Source organism: Niastella soli, from assembly GCF_017742245.1.
Classification (GTDB): domain Bacteria; phylum Bacteroidota; class Bacteroidia; order Chitinophagales; family Chitinophagaceae; genus Niastella; species Niastella soli.
Map to the genome: position 1 here is coordinate 1,029,626 of NZ_JAGHKO010000004.1, position 20,150 is coordinate 1,049,775.

The 20,150-nt window shown below is 44.3% G+C and carries 16 protein-coding genes and 1 riboswitch; of the genes, 9 read left to right on the top strand and 7 right to left on the bottom strand.

What is annotated here, in order from left to right:
* Nucleotides 1-34: 34 nt before the first annotated feature.
* The gene (locus tag J7I42_RS19090; protein WP_209140444.1) at nucleotides 35-892 is read right to left on the bottom strand and encodes a matrixin family metalloprotease; all 858 of its coding nucleotides are present in this window, start codon (nucleotides 890-892) and stop codon (nucleotides 35-37) included.
* A 189-nt stretch (nucleotides 893-1,081) separates the two neighbouring features.
* Nucleotides 1,082-1,148: riboswitch (Fluoride riboswitch) on the top strand.
* A gap of 40 nt (nucleotides 1,149-1,188) precedes the next feature.
* Between J7I42_RS19090 and J7I42_RS19095 the strand changes: the two genes are divergently transcribed.
* Nucleotides 1,189-2,541: a voltage-gated chloride channel family protein gene (locus tag J7I42_RS19095; RefSeq protein WP_209140445.1), complete on the top strand. Its 1,353-nt coding sequence runs from the start codon at nucleotides 1,189-1,191 to the stop codon at nucleotides 2,539-2,541.
* 119 nt (nucleotides 2,542-2,660) lie between these two features.
* Here J7I42_RS19095 and J7I42_RS19100 read toward each other — a convergent pair whose 3' ends face one another.
* The 3 genes from J7I42_RS19100 to J7I42_RS19110 form a co-directional block, all read right to left on the bottom strand.
* Nucleotides 2,661-3,647 carry an alpha/beta fold hydrolase gene (locus J7I42_RS19100; RefSeq protein ID WP_209140446.1) on the bottom strand — a complete coding sequence of 329 codons (987 nt, stop codon included), beginning with the start codon at nucleotides 3,645-3,647 and terminating at the stop codon, nucleotides 2,661-2,663.
* A 30-nt stretch (nucleotides 3,648-3,677) separates the two neighbouring features.
* A complete protein-coding gene (locus tag J7I42_RS19105; RefSeq protein WP_209140447.1) occupies nucleotides 3,678-4,073 on the bottom strand; it encodes a DoxX family protein in 396 nt (131 codons plus the stop codon).
* Between the two features lie 167 nt (nucleotides 4,074-4,240).
* Nucleotides 4,241-5,971, bottom strand: a complete 1,731-nt coding sequence (locus tag J7I42_RS19110; RefSeq protein WP_209140448.1) for a S41 family peptidase — start codon at nucleotides 5,969-5,971, stop codon at nucleotides 4,241-4,243.
* 202 nt (nucleotides 5,972-6,173) lie between these two features.
* Between J7I42_RS19110 and J7I42_RS19115 the strand changes: the two genes are divergently transcribed.
* From J7I42_RS19115 to J7I42_RS19140, 6 genes are all read left to right on the top strand, one after another.
* A complete protein-coding gene (locus tag J7I42_RS19115) occupies nucleotides 6,174-6,998 on the top strand; it encodes an SDR family NAD(P)-dependent oxidoreductase (protein ID WP_209140449.1) in 825 nt (274 codons plus the stop codon).
* 30 nt (nucleotides 6,999-7,028) lie between these two features.
* Nucleotides 7,029-7,922, top strand: coding sequence for a helix-turn-helix domain-containing protein (locus tag J7I42_RS19120; RefSeq protein ID WP_209140450.1), 894 nt, complete (start codon nucleotides 7,029-7,031; stop codon nucleotides 7,920-7,922).
* 257 nt (nucleotides 7,923-8,179) lie between these two features.
* Nucleotides 8,180-8,797 (top strand): RNA polymerase sigma factor, encoded by a 618-nt coding sequence (locus J7I42_RS19125; protein ID WP_209140451.1) that lies wholly within the window; start codon nucleotides 8,180-8,182, stop codon nucleotides 8,795-8,797.
* 26 nt (nucleotides 8,798-8,823) lie between these two features.
* Nucleotides 8,824-10,122 (top strand): FecR family protein, encoded by a 1,299-nt coding sequence (locus J7I42_RS19130; protein WP_209140452.1) that lies wholly within the window; start codon nucleotides 8,824-8,826, stop codon nucleotides 10,120-10,122.
* Between the two features lie 10 nt (nucleotides 10,123-10,132).
* Nucleotides 10,133-13,219 carry a SusC/RagA family TonB-linked outer membrane protein gene (locus J7I42_RS19135; RefSeq protein ID WP_209140453.1) on the top strand — a complete coding sequence of 1,029 codons (3,087 nt, stop codon included), beginning with the start codon at nucleotides 10,133-10,135 and terminating at the stop codon, nucleotides 13,217-13,219.
* A 9-nt stretch (nucleotides 13,220-13,228) separates the two neighbouring features.
* A complete protein-coding gene (locus J7I42_RS19140) occupies nucleotides 13,229-14,599 on the top strand; it encodes a RagB/SusD family nutrient uptake outer membrane protein (RefSeq protein WP_209140454.1) in 1,371 nt (456 codons plus the stop codon).
* A gap of 32 nt (nucleotides 14,600-14,631) precedes the next feature.
* Here the strand turns inward: J7I42_RS19140 and J7I42_RS19145 are convergent, their stop codons facing one another.
* Complete coding sequence (locus J7I42_RS19145) at nucleotides 14,632-14,952, bottom strand: hypothetical protein (protein WP_209140455.1); 321 nt, start codon at nucleotides 14,950-14,952, stop codon at nucleotides 14,632-14,634.
* Nucleotides 14,953-15,206: 254 nt separating this feature from the next.
* On the opposite strand from J7I42_RS19145, the gene J7I42_RS19150 reads away from it, so the two are divergent.
* Together J7I42_RS19150 and J7I42_RS19155 are read left to right on the top strand one after the other, a co-directional pair.
* Nucleotides 15,207-15,977, top strand: coding sequence for a helix-turn-helix domain-containing protein (locus tag J7I42_RS19150; protein WP_209140456.1), 771 nt, complete (start codon nucleotides 15,207-15,209; stop codon nucleotides 15,975-15,977).
* 77 nt (nucleotides 15,978-16,054) lie between these two features.
* A complete protein-coding gene (locus J7I42_RS19155; protein WP_209140457.1) occupies nucleotides 16,055-16,480 on the top strand; it encodes a VOC family protein in 426 nt (141 codons plus the stop codon).
* 45 nt (nucleotides 16,481-16,525) lie between these two features.
* On the opposite strand, the gene J7I42_RS19160 is transcribed toward J7I42_RS19155, so the two are convergent.
* Both J7I42_RS19160 and J7I42_RS19165 read right to left on the bottom strand, forming a co-directional pair.
* The gene (locus J7I42_RS19160; RefSeq protein WP_209140458.1) at nucleotides 16,526-18,115 is read right to left on the bottom strand and encodes an MBL fold metallo-hydrolase; all 1,590 of its coding nucleotides are present in this window, start codon (nucleotides 18,113-18,115) and stop codon (nucleotides 16,526-16,528) included.
* A 9-nt stretch (nucleotides 18,116-18,124) separates the two neighbouring features.
* Entirely contained in the window at nucleotides 18,125-20,119 is a 1,995-nt protein-coding gene (locus tag J7I42_RS19165; protein ID WP_209140459.1) for a gluzincin family metallopeptidase, read from the bottom strand.
* Between the last annotated feature and the right edge of the window lie 31 nt (nucleotides 20,120-20,150).

Consider the following 20,150-nt stretch of genomic DNA (forward strand, 5'->3'; position numbering starts at 1 on the left):
GCCGGGACTTGCTCTGTTGTAAACCAATTATCCGCTAAGAAATTTCACTAATATATTCATCGTTTGTTACCGGTTGAGCCACTGCAGCAGCCGCCGCTTCCCGTAATGTAAAAGCGCCATCGGCCACTGTAGCAAACGTATGGAACGGTTTTACAAATTTTATAGGCGTTCCATTGATATGCGTTAAAGCCCTCGACCAGGCCTGCTTGTATAAGTTCTTCAGGTCTTTTTTGTCGTTCTCAGTCAGTTTACTCAGCGTGCCATAATTCATGATAGAGAACTTACTGTGCACCCCAAAGATCTCTGAAGGGAAACCACGCTCTAACTCCTTTGCAAAAAAGTGACGAAGCCCGAATACGTGGCCTATTTCATGTATAAGCGTTTCTACCTGTTCTTCTCTTGGCTGATTGAACATGATGGGATAAATCGTTAACTCATGACGTCCGGGATCCGGAAAGAAGGCACTGGCCAGCACGCAACCGCTGGCGCTGCACTCATCACTGTTCTTTACTGCGATCTCAAAATCCCATACATCTTTATCCTCTTTGAATTTAACGGGTGCAGCAGTGCCCCATTGCGTCAATGCTTCGCCCAACAAATTTCTAATAGCGTTCTTTGCGGCAGCAGGATTTGCAAAATTGATCATAGAGCGCTCCCTGAATCGCCAGCGAAGGGTGGTATTTTTTGCCCATAACGGTATAAATCCCTCGGAGGCATCTACCACTATTTCGTGCACAGATTTGCCTTTAGGAGTTGAATGTCCGCGCGACTCGGTATCACATATATGTCCGTTACCCAGGCTGTGGATCATGGAGTCTGCTTCAGGATTTGGCGTAACTGCATGCTTCAACTGGAATGCAGCATCCGGTTTTGTGGTGTGAGATTGTGCCATCTTCTTTTTTTAAATTGGTTAATGTAAAGGGTTACATCTTGTTTTCCGGGCACCCAACAGCATGTATCACCAGGCTGGTGATTAATATTACAAGTGAGTAAGACACTCCTAAAGTACAGCATTATAACACGCCAACGCACCGTTAAACCACTGTATTTTTGCTGATAGTTGTCATATTTTCATTACTTTTACGCGCAAGGAAATGGTGTCTTCCTACTTAACCGTTCCACCCGGAACTGATGGCGCCTACAAATAAATAATAATGGCTTACAAGCCCTATAAAAACTATTTGTAGGATGATAAAAAAATTGAACAACCGCTTCGAACACCTGAACATCGTAAATCACCTGCTTCGCTGGACGATCCTTACTATTCCGGTCTCCTTTATTGTTGGCTCATTGGTGGCGCTTTTTTTATGGCTGCTTGAAAAAGCCACTGAATTGCGCTGGCAGCATAGTTGGTTATTGTATTTGCTTCCAGTGGCAGGCATCCTGATCTATGCCGTGTATAAATACCTGGGTAAAAATGCGGAAGCCGGCAATAACCTCATCATGGAGGAAATTCATGAACCGGGTGGTGGTGTTCCCAGTCGGATGACGCCATTGGTGTTGGGCACTACCATAATCACCCATCTGTTCGGCGGGTCTGCTGGTCGGGAGGGAACGGCCGTACAAATGGGTGGCAGTATGGCTGCGCTATTAGGCCGGTGGTTCAAATTAAATCACCCCGATACCAGCATTCTGCTGATGTGTGGTATAGCGGCAGGTTTTGGCGCCGTGTTTGGCACCCCGGTAACAGGGGCGCTGTTTGCACTGGAAGTGCTTACCATTGGCCGGTTGAATTACAAGGCCCTCCTCCCCTGTTTTATGGCCAGTGTACTGGCCGACTTTACCTGTTCAGCCTATGGCATCCATCACACCGCTTATCATATCACCTTCAAAGCCGTGGCTGCCAGTAACATTTCTTTTCTGCATTTTGATTATTTGCTGCTGGCAAAAGTGATCCTGGCCGGGGTGTTCTTTGGACTGGCAGGCTATTGCTTTTCTGAATTGTCCCATACGATCAAAAATTACAGCAACCGTTTTATAAAGATCAAATGGCTGATCCCGGTGATTGGCGGCTTCATCATTATCGGTCTTACATTTGCGTTGGGTACCAGAGACTACCTCGGTTTGGGCGTTACCAATCCTGATCCCCATGGCGTGTCTATTGTTTCTGCATTCACGCCCGGCGGCGCGGCTTATTTTAGCTGGTTCTGGAAAATACTGTTCACGGCTATCACGCTGGGCATGGGTTTTAAAGGCGGGGAAGTAACCCCGTTGTTCTTTATCGGCGCTACACTGGGCAATACCATTGCGGTGCTTATGGGTGCGCCTGTTGACCTAATGGCCGGGCTTGGTTTTATTGCTGTATTTGCGGGCGCCACCAATACCCCTGTCGCCTGTACTATTATGGGGGTTGAATTATTCGGTGGCGATCACATTCTATACTACGCCATTGCCTGTTTTACGGCCTATTATTTCAGTGGCCATACGGGCATTTATTTATCGCAGCGGCTGGGGCTTTCAAAAACACATGGCGAATCTTCTTCTTATACAACACTAAGGCAGCTAAGGGAGAAACGGATCGGTAAAAGGAAGCTTTTTTAAAAGTCTGAACTGGGATTTTTGGGATTGGGGGATGTGTGGGAGTGTACCATAGTTCTTCTAAAAAAAGAAAGACTGTTGAAAATTCAACAGCCTCCTTTTATTCCCATGTGACCCGGAAATTATTTAGTAAACCCATCCGCCTCTATTATTGCATCGGCAAACGCTTTGGGAGCCTCCTGGGGCAGGTTATGACCTATACCGCCAGTCAGTGTGTGGTGCGCATATTTTCCTTTGAATTTGGCCGCATAATTGGCCGGATCAGGATGTGGTGCGCCATTGGCATCACCTTCCAGGGTAACCGTTGGTACGGTAATAACCGGGAATGCAGCGAGCTTCTTTTCTAATTCATCATATTTGGTTTCACCTTGAGCCAGTCCCAACCGCCAGCGATAATTTGAAATGGTAATGGCCACATGATCGGGATTGTCAAAGGCAGCGGCTGATTGTGCAAATACAGCATCGCTAAAGTGCCAGTTGGGGGAAGCCGTTTGCCAGATCAGCTTGGCGAAATCGCGGCGGTTTGCTTCATACCCCTTTTCTCCGCGTTCGGTGGCAAAGTAATACTGATACCACCACAATAATTCAGCTTTGGGCGGCAAGGGCGCTTTATTCGCCTGCTGACTGCCGATCAAATATCCACTTACCGAAACCAGGGCTTTGGTACGTTCCGGCCAAAGGGCTGCTACAATATCGGCAGTACGTGCACCCCAGTCGAACCCGCCAATGATGGCTTTGTCAATTTTCAGGGCATCCATAAAGGCGATCACATCTGCAGCCAGGGCAGCTTGTTGTCCGTTACGTGGAGTGGCCGCATCAAGAAAGCGGGTAGAACCATAACCCCGCAGATAAGGAACAAACACATGGTAGCCCTTTGCTGCTAATAAAGCCGATACTTCTTTATAACTATAGATATCGTAAGGCCAGCCATGTAATAAAATAACCGGTTGTGCATTGGGCGCTCCTGCTTCGGCATAACCAATATCGAGCACGCCCGCTTTTACTTGTTTTATTTTGTCAAAGTTATCTTGCGCCTGTAAAAAATTTACGAAGAGGGTGAAAACGGCCGCCATTAAAAAACGGCTACGAATGTTATTGATAGGTTTCATGCTACTATGATAATTTATACGTTTAAAATTTTAGTTAACAGCCAGCGCAGCGGTTGCTGCGGGGTATAATTTCCGAAACATGATATAAGTTACTGAAACCATTGCAAAGGCAATGATGGCATCTGCAGTTGCTGCAAAGCCCAGCACACTTAATTTGGAAAAGAAGGCAAAGGTGATATCAAAGAATACCCCGGCGAAAACCCATTCTTTTAATCTAAGTAATTTATTAGGGGTTAACAGTACCAGTACGCCGGCGATCTTGGCTACGCCTAAAATGTAAATGAAATGTACAGGATAGCCCAATTGTAAAGTAATGTCCCATACGAGCGGATTTTTTGTCAATTCACAAACGCCACTTGTTCCAAACCACATTGATGTTAAAATTACGCCTACCCAGTAAATTGCTTTTGTTGATCTTAAGTTCATGACTGTTGATTTTGTGTTTATTGATGACACAAAGATGGACCGCCGGAGAGGGCGGGAAAAGCAAAAAACCGTGAAATAGGCGAATTGGCAGCTGGGTTAGACAATTACCGGCACTCCGACTTGTCGGAGCGCCATTTAGGACTATAAAGACCTTACAGGTCTTCCCATTATTGCTGCATGATAACTTTTATGGCTGTTTCTATTAGTTCATCTTTTCCCTGCAGCGCGCCGTTTATAGTTGGCTTGCAGACTATATCGATCTTTACGCCTTTTTTCTGTGCAACGGTACCATCGGGGTAATAGATGCCCAAACCTGAAAACCTGGTGGTAAGCCCACCTGGTAAAGCGATCCAATCGGTAATGTTCCCATCTGCGCCAGCAGTAGTATTTCCAATCGTTATTGCTTTTGTGGCGGCCTGCAACCCCATGGCGCTATATTCGCCAGCGCTTTTACTAAATACATTCACCAGGAGTATCACCTTTCCCTGATAAGGAGTATTATTCTCAACCCCCTCTAAATAATCAGGAAAATATTTGTACAAACCAGGAAAGCTTAGGTCGGGATAGGCTAACCGGGCCATCAAAAATTTATGGGAACATAATCTGGCAGCCATAGGCTTCCAAACATCCAGCGGATGATTCCGAAGATCAATAATAATTCCCCGTGTAGCGTTAAGAGAATCCATTATCTTATTTACTTCCCGCGGCAGCAATTGGTCCATATCAATGTACGCGATATTGTCTGCAACCATTTTCCATTTGGGAGCAGGAGGCGTTGTCCATGGCAGAGAATGATTATATCTATTTATAACAACCTGGCTGGTGTTGCCTTGCGCCGTTAGTTTGGTGATGGTACAGGTGATTGTTCTTCCAGCAAATAAACGGGAGAAGCAAAGTTCCTGCAACGCAGCCTCCCTGTTGGAGGCGCTGTAAACATCGGGTAAACGTTTGCTTATCCGCTCTTCTATGGTTTCGCCGTCGATGGCAACAATAACATCGTGCAGGGCAATACCCTGTAATTTGCACAAGGAATCATTGGTAATTAAAGTGACCACGGCCTTGCCTTCAACAATAGAACATAAAAAGGGCAGGTACCGGTATTCACCAAAAAAGTAAGCCACTTGTGGCAACCCACCTATTCCACCAATGGCATTATGCCCATCTTCCAATGCCGTGATCATTTTATAAATACAGCGCTGATATTGCGTATTATCTCCTGCCTGGTAAAAGGATGGAATAAGTTCATGCAGCACCCATTCCCATTTTTGGGAAGTAAGGTATTTATAGGGTGAAAAATAATTTACAATATTCCAGTACCGGAACAGCGCTAACAACCGGTATGCCGTTGGCTGAAATTGATACTCGCTGTTTACATAACGCTCTTCATTGATGACTTTTATTTGAGAAGAAGCGCCATAGGTAACATAGTGATTATCGCCCTGGTTCCTATTTGCCAAAATGTATTGCAGTTTATTTACCAGCAAGGAATTGAACCCGCTATGGGTTATCCAGGCCGTATCAAGATTCCAGCTAAGCCTGCCCGTAAGCGTATTATCACACTGTGTACAAGGAGCTACATTTCCCAGCTCATTAAGCCAGGTCAGCATAACCTCATCAAGCTGGCGGGCATTTTCTGCCGCAAGGAACACGGGTACTTTTGCAATCAACACGCTGTCCCAATTGAACTGACCTTTTGCAACGCCGGGATGATAATATTTTAAAAAGCCCCATACTTCCCCTAACACCTGCAGGGAAGAGATTTGATAAGGCGTAAGGGAATTGGTGGCGGTATCGGTGGTTCGATTTTCTTTCGAGGTACTGAATAGGCCTGCAGTTTGCGATCCATTCGCCAAAAGCGTAACAGGTAAACAGATTAATAACAGGAATAATATCCGCATAGAAATTAGGTTTTCATTATGATCCTGCTAACACGTCGGTCAGCTTCTCCGGAAACGAATATACTCAAAATCAGTCTGTTCACTCCTGAAGAAAATGCTAACGGAGTTTTGTGCTATTCTTCCCCTCAAATGGGTTATTTCTGCAGAATAGCCCGCTCTAGCTTTGTGGTATCAAATTAAATGATTCAAAAAACAAAGTACTATGAGCAGAATAATCTTCATTACAGGGGCCTCTAAAGGTTTTGGGAAATTATGGGCAGAAGCTTTTTTGAAACGGGGCGATAAAGTAGCCGCCACCGCCCGCAATATTACCGCATTAAATGAATTGGCAGCCACTTATGGCGACAAAGTATTACCCTTGCAACTGGATGTAAACAACCGCGCCGAAGTTTTTAGGGTCGTTAACAAAATAGAAAAACATTTTGGCCGCATTGATGTTCTAATAAATAATGCGGGGCATGGTTTGTTTGGCATAACGGAAGAAGTTTCCGAAGCACAGGCAAGGGAGCAAATGGAAACCAATTTCTTTGGTTCGTTGTGGGTAACACAGGCTGTACTGCCTATTTTCCGCAAACAGAAAAGCGGTCACCTGGTGCAGGTAAGCAGCTTTTTGGGAATAACTACGCTGCCGCTGCTTGGGATTTACAACGCTTCAAAATTTGCCGTGGAAGGCCTTATTGAAACAATTGGACTTGAAACTGCCCACCTGGGTATAAAAACCACGTTGATAGAGCCCAATGGCTATTCAACAGACTGGGCAGGCACTTCCGCTACCCGAACCGACGGCGGCATTGAAGACTATACTCCGGTACGGGAAGCATTTGCTGAAGTTGGCAAAAATCCAAACATCTGGGGCAAACCCGAAGCAACTGTTACGCCAGTATTGCAGGTAGTTGACAGCCCTAACCCGCCGCAAAGATTATTGCTGGGGAACATCGCTTATGATACCGTACATAAAGTGTATAACCAGCGCTTGAAAGAGATTGAATCCTGGAAAGACGTCAGCATCGCTGCGCAGGGTTTTTAAGCGACCATGCTAATTGATAAAATTCAGGTAATGAGACACTATAAGACATTGAGCGAACTGCATACTGGCAATGGCTGGCCACCACCAGAAAATCCGTTGTTCAGTTTGGTAGGCTGCCAGCAGGAATGTCCGCTTGGCGATCGGGAATTCACTGCCGACGCGTACGTGATAGGATTAAAAAAACTAAAGGCCGGGGTTATCATGTACGGTCGAACACCTTATGATAATACCAATGGCTCCATGTATTTTATGAAGCCACGCCAGATCATAGAAATGCGTAACCTGCAGTTTGAAGAAGCCGGTTTTATGATCTTTATTCATGAAGATTATTTACACGGCCATGAATTATTTAACGTGATACAGAAGTATGGTTTCTTTGATTATGAGGTAAATGAAGCATTGCACCTTTCGCCCAAAGAAGAGGCCATTATGTGGGAACTGCACAATAAAATAATAACTGAGTACAACAACAACCCCGATGAATACTCCCGGGAGATTATGCTGGGGCATGTTGCATCCATTCTGATGTATTCGCAACGGTATTATAAACGGCAGTTCATACACCGTACCGACTTATCGGGTAAAACCGTAACAAAATTCAATACGGTGCTACAACGCTACTTTGATGAAGGCGGATTGCAAAACAAGGGATTGCCTTCTGTTAACGCCATGGCAGAACAGCTTCATTTGTCACCCCGTTACCTAAGCGATCTGCTGAAACAGGAAACCGGCAAAACAGCCCTTGAGCTGATCCATCTTTCCCTGATTGCTGAGGCAAAGAACCTGCTGAAAACAGCAGACCGTAGCATTGCAGCAATTGCCTACGATCTTGGTTTTGAGAACACCTCCTATTTTACCAGATTGTTTAAAAAACAAACGGGCATGAAACCGCTGGAGTTCAGGAAAAATGCATCGATGAATTAGTCAATTACCCATATCCATATATGCTGGAGAGCCCCGACAGTTTCGTCGGGGCTTTATTATTAAGCTATATGAATGTAATGGCCGCATTTCTTCCCGTAAAATCTACACGGTAGTAACCGAAGGCGTGTTGAAAACGTATTAAAAATGTTTTAGTCACTACCCCGCAGCAATTTGTTTTAATTAGCAAACAAGTAGCACAAATTTGATAGACCGGTTTTCAAATTCAAAATTGGTTAATGCCCTGAAATTTTAGCCGTATGAATACATGGTTTAATTACTTTTTTCACGATTGGCAAGGAAATATTGATAGGATTAAAAGAGTTTATAACAAGAATCATGAAGGCTTTTTTCATCATGCCGTGATGATTCTTCGGGATGAAGAAAAAGCAAAAGAAATAATTATCGCGGCATATAACGCTGCGACGAGGCAACACCGGGTTTTACAAACCGAAGCCGAGATTTTCGATTTTCTTATTTCCACTATTGGACAAAACTGTAATGACATCCGGATGAAAATGCTGCAGGACACGCAGCAGGAAAAGAAGCAGGAAACAAAGGAGGGTGAAAATATCAAAAAGTTTATCCTTGGGAGGGAAAAAGAACATTATATTATCACCAAAGCAGTTAGGGATGCTGTTCACGAAGAAATTGAAGCACAGCCCTGGCAACGCAGGCGTGTAATCAGGCTTTTTTTTTGCGGTCAACCCACCAAAAAAATCGCAGAGATCATCGGCAGGGATGAACAGACAGTGAGGAATGAAAAAAGGTTAGCCCGCATAGCCATATTTGAAGCCCTGCAACAAAGGAATTTATTATTCAGCGATACTTTACCCCCCTGTAATTCATCAGGCCTTAATTCAGAGCCTGAAGTATAACCTTTATTTACCTTAAACTAAAACAATTGGAAGCCCAAAATAACAAAATTGCGAGTCTTATAATTAAGTATCGCAAAACAACATTAAACAATAAGGAACAGGAAGAATTGAATGCCTGGCGCAGCCTTTCCGAAGAGAATGAGACGTTATTTCAAAGTCTTACAGACGCCCCCTATTTGTCGGAATTGAAGGTAGATCTTCGGGCAGACTGGAAAAAAGTAAAGCAGCTTTATAAAGCAGAAACAGGCAGGCCCTACCCCATGGGCAGGTCGAAATTCCTTTCTATTGCAGCCAGTATAGTCGTTCTTCTAACTGCAGGAATTATCTGGTTATCGCTCCCTTCTTCCCGTAACGAACCCGTTTTATCGAAAATTGAACCGCCTAAACAGCGCAATACACCTTTAATTGTAAAGAATTCGCCGCAGCTCCCAACAGAAGTAACCCTGACCTTTTCAAACGGCTCTACTTGTCAACCCGACAAAATGGATAATGGAAGCCATATAGATTACAAAAGCAGCCGGGTTGTAAAAGTATCAAACAAAAAACTGAAGATCATCCCGCTTCCTGTAAAGATCAATACACCCAGCGGTGAATTAAACGAGGCGTTCCATACACCCAGCAATGAATTAAACGAGACGTTCAATACACCGGGCAGTGAATTAAACGAGGTGACAGACATTGCTTTAAACACCCTGCAAATACCCAGCGGCAGAACGTATGAATTAGAACTATCAGATGGTTCAACGGTATTGCTGAACGCAGCTTCCACTTTTCGCTTCCCCACTGTTTTCAGCCCCACACACAGAAATGTTGAATTGATCGGGGAAGCTTTTTTTAATGTCAGACAAGTAACATTGGACGGAACAAATAAAATACCCTTTACGGTCAGTGCTTTAGGAACGATCGTCAATGTACTCGGTACTCAATTTAATTTAAACGCTTATGACGACGAAACTATTACAACCACGCTTATTACCGGGGAAATAGATCTTATTCATGAAGGATCAACTACTCATATACAACCGGGCCAAAAGGCTGTATTAAATAATGGGCATTTTTCTATCCGGGAGAATGTGAATATAGCAGAAGAAATTGCCTGGAAAAAGAACCTGTTTGAATTCCGGGATACACCGTTAAGGAATATCATGCAACAGTTAACCCATTGGTATGATGTGGAGTTTGTTTTCAACTGTTGCGACTCAACCTCCTATACTACTACTGCATCACGGGGAGAACCATTGCCTGAGTTCTTAGAGAATATGGAGGAAACAGGGGATGTTCATTTTGAAATAAACGGAAGGAGAATTCTTGTAACCAGTAAATAGGCCATTGTTAATGATCGTAAAGTACCTGGTGCTTACCTGCCTGCTTCTGATCTCAACAGCAGGGCTGGCTCAAAAAATTTCTATTTCCGTAAGGAATGCCCCATTGGAACAAGTTTTTGATTTAATTAAAAAGCAATCTAATTATCTTTTCACTTACAATTCCAAACTCTTACTTCAAAGCAAAAGGATTGACGTGCATGTTACCAATGAAACTGTAGAATACACCCTTGACCTTTGCTTTAAGGGCCAACCTGTAACTTATTCAATCAGGGGAAATCAGATCATAATAAAAAAAAGACCGGCCCCGGAAAATGAACCGGCCACATCACCTCAACCACGAACCGCAAATAGTGCAGAAAAGAAAAATCCGGGACCTCAACTTCTTGAGGAAATGGTAAAGACCGGCTATGGAAAAACATCAACCCGGTTGAATACAGGCTCCATAGGAAAAATCCCGAATAGTGAAATTGAAAAGCAGCCAGTAAACAACCCATTAGCCGCCCTGAATGGTATACCCGGCTTATCAGGAAGTCAAAACAACGGGCTTCCGGGTTCAGGTTATAAATTGCAAATAAGAGGTCCAAGTAGTATTGGTACCACACCAGGTATTATACCCGATAGTAAGATATTATATATTATTGATGGCGTACCCAGTGCCACCAACAATAATTCACAGCAGACAATTGGTTCCGGTTCTGCATTGAGTGAAAAAGGCAATAGCCCTCTTATGATCATTTACCCGAATGATATTGAAAGCATAGAAGTGCTTAAAGATGCCGATGCGACGGCCATTTATGGCAGCCGCGGCGCAGATGGTGTAGTGTTGATCACTACCAAACAGGGAAAGGCAGGCAAGCCATATATTACCGCTCATGTTCAAACGGGTGTAAACCTTCTTGCAACCATTCCTTCCATGATGAATACCAGGCAATTTGTTGACATGCGAAACGAAGGGTTAAAAAATGACAGCCTGACCCCTACCCTCGACAATGCACCTGATCTGATGCTATTTGATACAACCCGCTATACAGATCTAAAAACCCTGTTACTTAGAAACAGCGCTAAAACTATGGATGCCCAGGTTTCCGTTTCCGGCGGAGATAGCAATACGGTATATCTGTTCAGTTTAAGTCATTATCTCGAAAACACCGTTTTCACGGGTAACTCAGGCTATAAACGTACCTCACTGCATCTTCGTCTTTCCAATAATTCATTCAAGCGTAAATTATCAACCCAGCTATCCGCAATTTATTCGGCTGACCATAATGAATCTATTATAACCGACCTCGCCTCCACACTGCCACTACCACCCAATATTCCATCCTTACGGGACTCAATAAATAACTTTACCTGGCAGCAGGCTGGCGTGCCCTATCAAAATCCGCTGGCCCTTTTATTGCAGCCCTATCTCGCCAGAACAAGAAACCTGATAACTAGCCTGCAATTGAGTTACAAACTGAGCAAAGGCTTACAGCTTAGATCAAATTTTGGTTACAACGGGGTTTCCTTTATAGAAGAAAGTAAAATACCAGTGAAATCATTGAACCCCTATACTAACAGCAATCCTACCGGATCACTCTTTGCAGGAAAGAATAATTTTAATTCCTGGATCATTGAACCGCAAGCTGAATATTCAGGAGACATAGGTAATAGTAAGTTCACCACACTTATAGGCAGTACTTTTCAGGGGTTGATAAACAACAGAAACAGTCTCAACGCTACAGGCTACACCAGTGATTCACTCCCGTTCGATATAAACAACGCACCTGTTGTAAATACTACTTATGATCAAAACGTTTACCGGTATATGGGCGTATTCGGACGCTTGAATTATAACTGGCGGGATAAATATATAGTAAATCTCACCGGCCGGCGGGATGGTTCCAGCCGTTTTGGCCCTAAAAAACAATTTGGCAGTTTTGGCGCCATTGGCGCTGCCTGGCTCGTTTCCAGCGAACCCCTGTTAAAGAAACTTCCATTCATCAGCTTTTTCAAGTTGCGGGGCAGTTATGGCACCACGGGGAATGATCAGATCGGCGATTATAAATACCTTGACCGGTGGGCCTCTGCTGGCCGTTCCTATCAGGGAAATTCCGGAACAGTTCCCACGCAGATCTCCGACTCATCATACAGCTGGGAAATCACGCGAAAATTAGAAGGCGCACTTGAACTGGGCTTATGGGAAGATCGGCTATTTATAGTTGTTAATTATTTTCGTAATCGCACCAGCAATCAGCTCATTACCTACGAGGTGCCTTATACAACCGGGTTCAGCAGTATTGCAGCCAGGAACTCGCAGGCTGTTGTTCAAAACTCGGGTTTCGAGATCCAGCTGAAAAGCAAAAATATAGAGTTCAAAGACATAAAGTGGACAACTGAAATGACGGCCACTATTCCCCGCAATAAATTATTGGCGTTTCCTGGCCTTGCCAATTCCAGCTATGCCAACTTCTATGAAGTGGGATATTCACTCACCAGCACCAATGGATATAAATACATGGGTGTTAATCCCAACACGGGCGTATTCCAATTTGAGGACCGGAATAAAGACGGGCAACTGAATTACCAAAACGATTATATCCGCATTGGCAACCTTGACCCTGCTTTTTATGGATGGTTCAAAAACAGTGTCACAATTAAAAACTGGAATTTAAGTATAGCCATAGAATTCAAAAAGCAAATGGGCTATAGCGAGTTGTATAAAGTTTACGCATTAGCCTTACCAGGCACGGCCATGCTAAATCAGCCGGTGGCGGTTTTAAACCGGTGGAGAAACCCTGGAGACAAGGCTATCTTTCAACGGTATACTACGGTTTCCAATTCGCCGGCAGCGGAAGCCAGTTATAGATTATTGCAGTCTTCCGGCAGTTATGAGGATGCCTCCTTTATACTTTTAAGGAACGCGGATATCAGCTTTAACTTTCCCGAAAAATGGTTTAAGGGACGTTATTTGAAAAAGGCAAAGGTGTATATGAAGGCGCAGAACCTGTTTACCATAGCTGGCCAAAAGATCTTCAACGAACAACAGCAAACGCCCTATAGCCTGCCCCCTTTAAGGACCTTTGCAGCAGGATTTGAGTGTAGCTTTTCTAAATAGTATATCCCCATGCATAGAACGAATAGAACGATCGCGTGCTTACTCGCGCTTTTTTGTTGCATCGGCTGCGAAAAGTTTATCAAGGTCGATCCACCCAAAAATGAACTCACCGCAGGCGCCGTTTTCAGCACTGACTCCCTGGCCCAGGAAGCCGTTACCGGTATCTACATAAAGATCATGAGCACTAATCAATGTTTATTGAACGGTGGTATGAGCGTTTATCCGGCGCTTTCTGCCGATGAATTAATCCGGACGCGTTTTATTATCACCGAAGACCAGTTCTTCACCAATTCACTGCTTCCCGATAATTATTTGGTTCTATTTAATTTTTGGCGATCCGGTTATGCAACCATTTATCAAACCAATATCTGCCTTGAAAACCTGTCGAGATCAACGGCAATAAGGGAGACAACCAAACAACAGTTAACCGGAGAAGTTAAATTTATCCGCGCCCTTTGTTACTGGTACCTGGTAAATTTATTCGGCGATGTACCGCTAACAACCACTACCAATGTAGATGTAAATGCTACGTTACCCCGTGCCCCGGCAGACCAGGTCTATCAGTTGATAACAACCGATTTGCAATCCGCCCTTTCCCTTCTTTCTGATACAGGCACCAACATAAAACCCACCAAATTTGCAGCAGCGGCGTTACTGGCAAGGGTATATTGTTACCTAAGCAACTGGAGCCAGGCTGAAGCGTTTGCCGATTCTGTGATCAATGCCGGGTTGTATACCCTGCCTGCCGATTTGAATAAAGTATTTTTAGCTACCAGCCCTGAAACTATTCTTCAATTTGCACCTGTTTTAAACAATAACAGCACCTCCGAAGGTTTGAGTTTCGTACCTGCGAATAACAGCATTCCGCCCACCTATACCCTGACAAATTCGCTGTTGGCTTCTTTTGAACCCAATGATCACCGCCAGGGCTACTGGACCCGAAGTGTTACTATAAACAGGCAAACCTATCACCATCCTTACAAGTATAAAATAAACGCTTCTTCAAGTGCCGCTACAGAATTTAATGTAGTGCTACGCCTTGCAGAACAATACCTCCTCAGAGCAGAAGCGGAAGCCCATAACAATAAAATTGAAGACGCAGTAGCGGATATAAATACGCTCCGTAACCGGGCAGGACTGGCGTCGATACAAAGTAATATAAGTATGGACAGCTGTTTATCCGTTATTGAACAGGAAAAAAGAAAAGAGTTTTTCGCTGAATGGGGACACCGTTGGTTCGACCTGAAAAGGAGCACCAGGATCGATACAGTATTAACGATCAATAAAGGCAATGCCTGGCAGTCAACCGACCGTTTATACCCTATCCCGTTATTGGAAATGCAGCAAAACGCTTACCTTACGCAAAACATGGGATATTGATCACCTTTATATGTTGCTGTGTGAAATTAAAATCAGGGATGGATATACAGTTTCTTAGCAGGTAAATAAGGATTGTGAGGTTGTGGCGGCCAACCTGAAACCGCAGCAGGCGGATACCCTTTTTCCATTAATGTGAAGGGTGCAGCCTGTGACTGATCGTACCCCGTTAGGTAGATCTCAAAATCGATGGTATTTTGCCGCCAGGTATAATCTCCCGAAGCATCAAACCAATAGTACTCCGTCCAGTCATCTTTGGGTTGCACATTACTTCTTTCATAAAATGCAACAGCCGTTACAGAAACGACCAGGATACCTGTCAAAACCAGGACATGTGAGACATGTAATTTTTTCATGATCTATCATGCTTTGTTACTCAAAAGCAAGAAAACTTTCTAAAAGGTTGATGAATCATGCTGATCCATAAGGATAGTTACGAAGTAATATTCGTTTTGGAGGGATGGGAAATCATATGTTGTTAGAACATCTTCCTATACCATAAATACAAACGGACGCAATATTTGACAACAATAAAATTGAAAAAAATAAAAATAAAAGAGATTTATCAGGCCTTATTACCTTTGATCCTTACCGGTCAAAACAAGTGCCGATGAAAATAAGCAACCCATTGCCATGCGAAAAGATCAGCAGTTATGTGGACAGGATCCTGGTCATTGAAGAAGTACTGGTCACCAACCCATTCACATTACCCTTATACGCCAATGGGGCGCCTACCCTTTTATTTCAAACCGCTAAAGGAACTATCAGGAACAACAGCAACAACCTCACGCTGTTTGGACAAACTGTTTTTCCCGAAACGCTTACCATTCGCGACAACTTCACCCTGATAGCTTATTTCTTTAAACCCTTTGCGTTGTTTACCCTGTTTGGCGTTTCGGCCCAGGAACTCACCAACAATCCCATTGACCTGAATTTACTGGATGCTATCAAAACCACGCAATTGCAGGAACAGTTATTGAACGCGGCCACTACTACCGACATGCTCAACCTGCTTGATGAGTATGTATTCAGCCTGATCACCAAAACCAGGGCTGATTGTCAGTTGATCCGTTTCGCGACCCTTGCCATTGCACAAAACGCTTCCAAAGACGCCCTGTTAAAAGTGCAGCAGGAATTACACATTACTGAACGCACCTTTCAACGGATGTTTGAAAAGAACATCGGGATTGCGCCCAGTCTGTTCAGACGGATCTCCCAGTTCAACAACGCCTTTCAGCAGCTTAATAACCGCCAATTCTCCAAACTCAGCGACATCGCCTTTACCAATGGCTATGCCGATCAAAGCCATTATATCCGCGCTTTTAAGGAATTTACCGGCATTACGCCCAAAGAATACCTGAAATTCGGGCAGTCTGAATAATGTCGGGTTTGTTCTATTTTGAGGATTGGATCCGCCGTTTCTTTGTGTTATCAAATTACAACACAAACAAACAAAACATGACCAATCAAATTTATCCCTGCCTTTGGTTCGATGGAAAAGCGCAAGCTGCCGCCACCTTTTATTGCTCCATTTTCAAGAACTCAACAATCACGGCCGACAACCAAATGGTAGTGACCTTTGAACTGAATGGCAAAAAATTTATGGGTTTGAATGCTGGTCCACAATTCAAATTCAATGAAGCTGTTTCTTTTGTAGTGGATTGCGAAACCCAGGAAGAGATTGATTATTATTGGGAGAAACTTACCGCGAATGGTGGCAGCGAAGGCCAATGCGGCTGGTTAAAAGATCAGTTTGGCGTAAGCTGGCAAATTGTGCCTACTATATTACCCAAACTGTTAAGCGACCCCGCCAAAGCACAAAAGGTGATACAGGTGTATATGCAAATGAAAAAATTTAATATAGAGCAATTGAAGAATGCGTAAATAATAGCCGTGCCACGGTTTTGAACCGGGCCACGGCTATTATTGCTAGGCTTTCACCGTATATTGCAGATAGCGTTTGTTTGAGATAAAATCTTTTTCAAACGCTTTCCTTTCTTTATCCGTCATACTGTTTCGTGCATCCTCAATTTTATCTTTCATCGGCACTTCTTCATTAAAATCGTAGAACAACCCTTCTTCATTCATGATCATCAATCGGCCCCTGGTGCGCAATAACAGTTCCTTTATCAACGACCGGTTAGGCATGGTACTGGTCCACCCATCGTTTATTTTATTATAATCCAGGGTAGCCATGGCTGCCAGGTCTTTGTGTTTCATCATTTCCAGTCCCAGCCGTTGCGCCGTACCATTGTGGCTCAGGTGGTGGGCCACTTTATAAAACACCGTACGGTTGAGCAGGTCTTCGGTGAGGTGTTTTTGTTTTTTACCATCCGTATTTCCATTACTGCGATCGTCTTCTTTCCAGTCAATGGTGTGCCAGCTTGCCCAACTGCCAAACTCTGCATCGCCCGGAAACAACATCACCCGGCCGCTGTCGACAAATTCAATGGCCACAGCCAGGCTCAGGTTATTGGTAAGCCCGTTCATGCGAAGCGCAAAAGCACCTGCACTGAAGAGCCAGTCATAGTCGATGCGACGCCAGTCTTTTGCTTCATATATTTTTTTTATCGTGTCCATACTGTCTACCTCTTTAAGTATTGCTTCCTTCCCTTCTGGTTCCTGTATATATTCCAGCCTTTTATCTATATCATAATACTTCTCATCAAATGGCAATACCCCCGCATCCATTCCATTATCATTGCCAGCTAAATGTAAGATGGCAGCGCCAAATGTATCAGACTCCCGTAAGACCTTGTTGTGTTGATATGACTCCCCTTCGCCTCCTGCTTCCTGTGCAATTTCCTCCTGCAATTCGGGCGGCCCCAATACATAGATCCTGATCCCTTCCACATTGCCGATACCCTGAATTACATCTCCGGGTTTGTAGTATTTGACCTCCTTTTTCTTGATGTCTTTTTTTACCACCTCCATACCGGCCAACCCTCCTTTGTACACTTTCCCTGTGGACGATGCCTCGAAAGCAACATGCAGATCGGCAAAGCCATTGAGTACCTTGCCAAAGGTTTCCCTGGCGCCCAGCATTTTTGCAGCATCTCTATTACCTTCAAATTGCTTTTTAAATTCAGGAGAGGCCATCGTTTCCTGAAGTGTTAAAGCCGCTATACCAAGGGCCTTCTTTTTTTCACCATAATCTTCTTTCCATTCCTTTACCTTTTTTAACCGGTCGTTTTCGGTCCACCCCATCCACAACTCACCCACTTCAAATTGTTTTCCCTTTGTATCTTTTTCCGTGAAAAGCTCCTTACAAACATCAAAGGCATGCACATGGTCTTTGTGTTCATGGGTTACGATCAGCACATCGGCATAATTGTCCAGGTATTGCTTCAGGTCCTTGATGTAGGGCTCCAGGTCGGTGCCTGACCCGGACCAGGTGCCGGCATCGATCATTAGTTTACAAACAGGTTCTTCCTTTTCTTTTGAAAAAAATTTTATAGCAAAACAGTCGCCGGTACCCAGGCGGTACATGCGCACTTCCGCGTGTGAGATCTTTTGCATATAATAAGTTTAATGATTGTGCAGGAAAGCGAATGGCTCGTTAAAATTATTGTTGATCCCTGCACCAAAATACAGGCTTTGTTCGCTAAGGTGCAGTATTGCTTCTTCTGTCTGATACCTGAACTGCTTCAAGATCCTTTTCTCATTCAATTGCCGGATACCCTGACGCAATTTATCAGGATCCAGTAAAGGCTTGGTTATGGCATAACGCAGACTGGGATTAGCCATATCAAAGATCATGGTACAACCACCCCAGCATTCAAATCCTCTTTTGGGCGGTTCCTGCGCATCATCGGGCACGTAAGTGCTTATGGTGCCATCCTCATTCACAATAACCCCGGCACGCTGGGTCAAAGAAAAAATGATATAATTTAACTGATCACCATCAGGACCAACCCGGGATACCAGCCGTAAGTTCTCAATTCTAAAAGATGGACCTTTGTATTTTGGGGAAGTGCGGACACCATATTGCTCCCAGTTTTGGGTCAGGAATACCAAACCCGTAAGCTTTTCAAATTCCCCGGGATCTTCCATCGAAAAAACGATCTTCTTATTCAAGCCTTCACTGGTTGTAGAACCACTAATGTGAGATTTTGATAACCGGTAGATCTCCGCCCTGTCTTTAGTATAGATAGTTGCATCCCGGAATTCTTTCAGGAACTTTAACAGGACCCCAAAAAAGTCCTGCTGTTGTTGCCCCAGGAAAGGTTCCTGAGCATAGCGCAGGCTTTCTTCACTTAATGTTTTGATCCCTTCGGGATAGATGCCCCTTCTTCTGAATGCATCGATAAAGGCCAGCCGATAATTGCGACTGTCATTGTTCACCAGGTCTGCGTCGGCAGTAATAATGGCCCGTAGATATTCACCAAAGGTAATATCTACAGGCGGGCAATAATCCAGCGCCCTGATACACATACTCAACACATGGCTGGCAGCTGCGGATGCCTCGCCCGACAACCGGTTCACCAGGTCTGGATGAAGGTCGCCCTGTGGTAAAATACCCGTGCCATTGGTGGCAATGCGCAACAGATCGGCCACCCTTGATTTATAAATAGTAATGAATGCTTCAAACACGGCGGCCACCAGAATGCTGCCCCGGGCATGTGGCTCCATCTCTCTTTTATAATCATTGGGGTTGGGTTCCCGGGGTTTCCATTCCTTTGTTTTTTCGTCTATTTCACCAATGGCATCGCGCAGGCTGCCGTAGTTTCCAATGGCGGCGCCAAATTCCTGGGCCAGTTTTCCCAATAGATTCTGACTGCCCAGATCACCCCTTGTTTGTGCGATCTGGTGTTGTAAAACGGAGGGGAAAGTAAAATGCTGGAACAGGGCTACAATATCGGCAAACGCTTCGTGAAAGGCCAGCACATCGGGGTTGGAAGGTTCGTTATAATGATATTGCATCCCATCCAGGATGGCATGGGTGGTCTCATGCGCAATAATATCGTGGCTTAAACAGGTAAACACCAGCGCATCGGGCATATGAATGACATTATTGGCGGGAAAAGAAGAAAAATAACCAAACAGCAATGATTTCTTCACCGGGCTGTAATAGGCGTTGGCTTCGCGTAGTGCATGGGGATAAATGCGGAGTTTTTGAACATATTCTTCAAACTTTGCCCGGTCTTCCAGCAAGCGGGGCGCCCAAAGGATCTTACGCCCAAGGGCCTTTTCAAAATTCATGATGGTGGTCATGGCCACCGCATACACCATTTGCTGATGGAACTGCGGATTGCTTTCACTGGGGTCCAGGCCGTTTTGGGCCAGTAGATAGGGATGATTAAGATCAACTGGTTTGAAATACTTTTTAACGGTAGGATCATAATCCACCACTTCAATGTATTCACCGGAGGGCCCGGTATCCAGATCTTCCCAGGGTACCTTATAAACCAGCTGGTTGATACCGGCGGTGTCTATTTTAAGGGAAAGCGACGGATCGAAAGCATAGGCTTTTAAACTGCGGAACGCAGGTTTTTTAACCGTGTTTGGTTGAATGGCATTCATAACAATAAATCTGATTAATGGTCGAAAAGCT

Bases quoted from the DNA above. Each gene is read 5' to 3' on its own strand.
- J7I42_RS19110 (WP_209140448.1), bottom strand. From the start codon at position 5,971: ATGCGGATATTATTCCTGTTATTAATCTGTTTACCTGTTACGCTTTTG.
- J7I42_RS19090 (WP_209140444.1), bottom strand. From the start codon at position 892: ATGGCACAATCTCACACCACAAAACCGGATGCTGCATTCCAGTTGAAG.
- J7I42_RS19140 (WP_209140454.1), top strand. From the start codon at position 13,229: ATGCATAGAACGAATAGAACGATCGCGTGCTTACTCGCGCTTTTTTGT.
- J7I42_RS19095 (WP_209140445.1), top strand. From the start codon at position 1,189: ATGATAAAAAAATTGAACAACCGCTTCGAACACCTGAACATCGTAAAT.
- J7I42_RS19160 (WP_209140458.1), bottom strand. From the start codon at position 18,115: ATGCAAAAGATCTCACACGCGGAAGTGCGCATGTACCGCCTGGGTACC.
- J7I42_RS19105 (WP_209140447.1), bottom strand. From the start codon at position 4,073: ATGAACTTAAGATCAACAAAAGCAATTTACTGGGTAGGCGTAATTTTA.
- J7I42_RS19165 (WP_209140459.1), bottom strand. From the start codon at position 20,119: ATGAATGCCATTCAACCAAACACGGTTAAAAAACCTGCGTTCCGCAGT.
- J7I42_RS19135 (WP_209140453.1), top strand. From the start codon at position 10,133: ATGATCGTAAAGTACCTGGTGCTTACCTGCCTGCTTCTGATCTCAACA.
- J7I42_RS19115 (WP_209140449.1), top strand. From the start codon at position 6,174: ATGAGCAGAATAATCTTCATTACAGGGGCCTCTAAAGGTTTTGGGAAA.
- J7I42_RS19150 (WP_209140456.1), top strand. From the start codon at position 15,207: ATGAAAATAAGCAACCCATTGCCATGCGAAAAGATCAGCAGTTATGTG.
- J7I42_RS19145 (WP_209140455.1), bottom strand. From the start codon at position 14,952: ATGAAAAAATTACATGTCTCACATGTCCTGGTTTTGACAGGTATCCTG.
- J7I42_RS19125 (WP_209140451.1), top strand. From the start codon at position 8,180: ATGAATACATGGTTTAATTACTTTTTTCACGATTGGCAAGGAAATATT.
- J7I42_RS19155 (WP_209140457.1), top strand. From the start codon at position 16,055: ATGACCAATCAAATTTATCCCTGCCTTTGGTTCGATGGAAAAGCGCAA.
- J7I42_RS19120 (WP_209140450.1), top strand. From the start codon at position 7,029: ATGAGACACTATAAGACATTGAGCGAACTGCATACTGGCAATGGCTGG.
- J7I42_RS19100 (WP_209140446.1), bottom strand. From the start codon at position 3,647: ATGAAACCTATCAATAACATTCGTAGCCGTTTTTTAATGGCGGCCGTT.